This window comes from Mesorhizobium sp. M7A.F.Ca.CA.003.01.2.1, from assembly GCF_003998945.1.
GTDB lineage: Bacteria > Pseudomonadota > Alphaproteobacteria > Rhizobiales > Rhizobiaceae > Mesorhizobium > Mesorhizobium ciceri.
In genome coordinates this window covers 1-3,973 of the sequence record NZ_RZRA01000521.1, presented here as the reverse complement: position 1 = coordinate 3,973, position 3,973 = coordinate 1, and the positions used below count along the sequence as shown (strand labels likewise).

Here is a 3,973-nt window from a genome sequence, read left to right as displayed (position 1 = left end):
GCCCTGCATAGGTCTGCGCTGCCTCATCGGTCAGATAGACGATCGCAGGCTTGCCGAACGTCGCCTCGACTGGAGCGAGGAACGCGGCCAGTTCGGCGTTCAATTGTTCGGGCGTCGGCCGCTGCGGGCAGTTGCCGCCGAATTCGATGTCGACGACCGGCGGCAGCAGCGGCTGGTCGTGCGGCACAACCGAGATGAAATTCTTCGCCTGGTCGGCGCCAGGTCGGCAAAAGGTGAAAAAGTGATAGGCGCCGACGGCGAGACCGGCGGCGCGGGCCTCTTCCAGATTCTTCGCGAAGGCATCGTCGACATGATCGCCGCCTTCGGTCGCCTTGATGACTGCGAAGGCGACATCGTCGGCGGCGACACGCGGCCAGTCGATCCGGCCCTGATGATGGGAAACGTCGATGCCCCTGAGCGGATATTTGTCGCGGTCCGGCGAGAATGCCTTGAAATAGATGTAGCCGCCTGCTGCGACGAAACATACCAAGACCAGACTGGCCAGACCAAAGAGAACAATTCGGTTCTTCAAGCGAATGGCCCCAGCCTACCCACGCTCTTTTAACAGCCGGCCCTTCTCGCGCGACCAATCGCGCTGCTTCTCGCTCTCGCGCTTGTCGTGCAGTTTCTTGCCGCGGCCGACAGCGAGCAGCAGCTTGGCGCGGCCCTGGTCGTTGAAATAGATTTTCAGCGGCACAAGCGTCATGCCTTCGCGGTCGACGCTTTGCGACAGTTTCGCCATTTCGCGCTTGTTGAGCAGCAGCTTGCGGCGCCGCCTGGGCTCGTGGTTGAAGCGGTTGGCCTGCAGATATTCCGGCAGATAGGAATTGATCAGCCAGATCTCGCCGCCTTCGACCGAGGCGTAGCTGTCCTGGATGTTGGCCTGGCCCTGGCGCAGCGACTTGACCTCGGTGCCGGTCAGCACCAGACCGGCCTCGACCGTGTCGAGCACCTCATAGGAAAACCGCGCCTTGCGGTTTTCCGAAACGGTCTTGTTGTTGGGATCGGCTTTTCTGACTTGATTCATGATGCGGAGAGGTGGCGCCTCATCCCTAATTAATCAAGCCGGCGTGCTTCATAGCCGCATCGATCTTGTCGGCAGTCGACTGTTCGATCGTCACCAACGGCGAGCGCAGCACGTTTTCGACCTTGCCTAGCTTCGACAGCGCGTATTTGGCGCCGGAAACGCCAGGCTCGATGAAGATCGCCTTGTGCAGCGGCAGCAGGCGATCCTGCAGATCCAGCGCCTTGGCGCTGTCGCCGGCAAGCGTTGCCTCCTGGAATTCGGCGCACAGCCGCGGCGCGACGTTCGACGTCACCGAAATACAGCCGACGCCGCCATGCGCGTTGAATCCAAGCGCCGAAGCATCTTCGCCCGAAAGCTGGATGAAATCCTTGCCGCACGTGGCACGCTGCTCGGAAACCCGTTCGACCTTGCCGGTGGCATCCTTGACACCGACGATGTTCTTGAAGTCGTGCACGAGCCGGCCCATCGTGTCCGGCATCATGTCGATGACCGAGCGCGGCGGGATGTTGTAGATGATGATCGGCAGCTTGGTCGCCCTGGCGACCGCCGCGAAGTGCTCATACAGGCCGCGCTGCGTCGGCCTGTTATAATAAGGCGTGACGACCAGGGCGGCATCGGCGCCGGCCTTCTCGGCATACTGCACGAGCCCGACGGCTTCCTCGGTGTTGTTGGAACCAGCGCCGGCGACGACCGGAACTCGTCCCTTGGCCACCTCGATGCATACCTTGACGACCTGGCGGTGCTCGTCATGCGACAGTGTCGGCGACTCGCCGGTGGTGCCGACCGGCACCAGGCCCGTCGTGCCCTCCGCGAGTTGCCATTCGACGAATGCGCGAAAGGCTTTCTCGTCGAAACGCCCGCTCTTTTCGAACGGTGTCACGAGCGCAGTAAGCGAGCCTCTCAGCATATCGTCCAACTCCTTGGCACTTCTGGTGTTTTGTGTCGGTGTTTGTGGTCGCGCCTTCTAACCGAAAGCGAAGCGGCGCACCATAGTCTCGACATGGTTGCGCGGCAAGCATTGCCATGGTGCCAGCAAGCGCAATTCGAACGGCCTCGCTAACTCTTTGTTTACGGGCTCTTCACGACCTAAGTTTAGGCTTCGAGGCATCTTCGCCAGCTTGTGGAATGCCAGGACAAGGAAAGATTTAGGGATCATGCCGGGCGGTCGGCCTCACCTTCTCGCGCTGCTTGGCGCCGCGCTCGCGCTGATGCCGGGCATGGCGATCAGCGGCAGCGTGGACGCACGGGTCACCTCAGCCATTCCGATTCCAGGCGCGGCAATTGCGCTGCCAGACCTGCAGGACAGAACGCGACAGGCGCCCTTGCCCGACGTCGCCCCTCTGAAAAGCGGACTGGATGCGTTGGCGCGGGGTGATAGTCTCCGCGCTCGTGGCGTGCGCGATGCCCTTCCGGCGCAGTCGCTCGACCAGCATATCCTTGCCTGGGCGATCGCGCTTTATGGCGGCGACAAGGTTCCGAGCGACGATATCACTGCTGCGGCCAAGATGCTGCCCAACTGGCCGGGGACCGTAGCCCTGCGCAAGAACAGCGAGCGCGCGCTCTATCGAGAGAACCCTGCCCCCGACATCGTCATCAGGGCGTTCGATGGCAGCCAGCCGCAGACATTCGAAGGCGTGATGGTTCTCGCCCGCGCCTATGTGGCGTCCAGCAATACCAAGGCGGCGCGTTCCGTGCTGTCGCCCTTCTGGCGCACCGCGATCCTGGAGGCCAAGGACGAGGCGGCGCTGATCAAGGAATTCGGCAGCCTGATCCCGGCCGCGGACCACCGCTTTCGCATGGAGCGCATGTTCTATGCCGACCGCGCGAATTCCGCGCTGCGCGTCGCCGGCCTCGCCGGCGCCCAGCAGCTCGCCGATGCATGGGCGGCGGCCGACAAAGGCGACAAGAACGCGCCCAAGCTGCTGAAGGCCGTGCCGGCAATGCAACGTTCGGCCGGCTACTTCTTCGCGCAGGCCGAATATTTGCGCAAGCAGGAGGATTTTGCCGGCGCTGCAGCCATTGTGATGCAGGCACCGACCGATCGCGAAGCTCTGGTCGATCCGGATGCCTGGTGGGTCGAGCGCCGGGTGCTGTCGCGTGAACTGGTCGACCAGGGCGACATGAAGGCCGCGTACAAGATCGTCGCTACACACGCTGCCGAAAGTGCCACCAATGCGGCCGACGCCGAATTCCATGCCGGCTGGTACGCGTTGCGCGGCCTGAACGACCCCAAGCTTGCCGCAACGCATTTCGCTCGCATCGCCGACCTTGCCCAAGGGCCGATGACGCTGTCGCGCGCGTATTACTGGCTCGGCCGTGCCGCCGAAGTCGGCGGCCCGGGCAACGCCAAGGATTATTTTGCGCGCGCCGCTGCCTACGGCACGACATTCTACGGCCAGCTTGCCGCCGAACGTGTCGGCCGGCAGGCGCTCAACATCGTCTATCCCTCGCCAAGCGCAGCCGACCGGCAGAACTTTGCCGGCCGCGAGGCCGTCAGCGCCATCAAGCGGCTGCAGGAGGCGGGCTACGACCGCTATGCCGAGACGCTCTATCGCGACCTTGCCGGGCAGTTGACCAGTCCAGGCGAACTGGCGCTGCTCGCTGTCCTTGCCGAAAAGCAAGGGAACCATTTCATGGCGCTGAAAATCGGCAAGATCGCCGGGGCGCGCGGCATTGATGTCGGCGCATTGTCGCATCCGCTCGGCGTCATTCCCGATTCGGCCGACATTTCCGGCTCAGGCAAGGCGCTGGCCTATGCGATCGCCCGCCAGGAAAGCGAATTCAACATCGGCGCCGTGTCGAGCGCCGGCGCGCGCGGGCTGCTGCAGCTGATGCCGGGAACCGCAAGGCAATTGGCGAAGAAGGCCGGGCTGCAGTTTTCGCAAACACGGCTGACCACCGATGCCGGCTACAACGCGACGCTTGGTTCGGCCTTCCTCGGCGAAC

At 63.4% G+C, this 3,973-nt stretch carries 4 protein-coding genes; 1 reads left to right on the top strand and 3 read right to left on the bottom strand.

All coding sequences use genetic code 11. From position 1 onward, the window contains the following. From EN969_RS20220 to dapA, 3 genes are all read right to left on the bottom strand, one after another. On the bottom strand, nt 1–532 hold a 532-nt coding region (locus EN969_RS20220), incomplete at its 3' end, for a GH25 family lysozyme (RefSeq protein ID WP_127419336.1). A 15-nt stretch (nt 533–547) separates the two neighbouring features. After that, nucleotides 548–1,027 carry an SsrA-binding protein SmpB gene (smpB, locus tag EN969_RS20215; RefSeq protein WP_013532594.1) on the bottom strand — a complete coding sequence of 160 codons (480 nt, stop codon included), beginning with the start codon at nt 1,025–1,027 and terminating at the stop codon, nt 548–550. 25 nt (nt 1,028–1,052) lie between these two features. Beyond that, on the bottom strand, nt 1,053–1,934 hold the full coding sequence (gene dapA, locus EN969_RS20210) for a 4-hydroxy-tetrahydrodipicolinate synthase (RefSeq protein WP_013532595.1): 882 nt from the start codon (nt 1,932–1,934) through the stop codon (nt 1,053–1,055). 247 nt (nt 1,935–2,181) lie between these two features. Between dapA and EN969_RS20205 the strand changes: the two genes are divergently transcribed. Then, nucleotides 2,182–3,973, top strand: a 1,792-nt coding sequence (locus EN969_RS20205) for a lytic transglycosylase domain-containing protein (protein WP_164758368.1), incomplete at its 3' end; no start/stop codon positions are given.

What these genes read in the sequence shown, in the direction of transcription:
- smpB (WP_013532594.1), bottom strand. Translation starts at nt 1,027, where the DNA reads ATGAATCAAGTCAGAAAAGCCGATCCCAACAACAAGACCGTTTCGGAA.
- dapA (WP_013532595.1), bottom strand. Translation starts at nt 1,934, where the DNA reads ATGCTGAGAGGCTCGCTTACTGCGCTCGTGACACCGTTCGAAAAGAGC.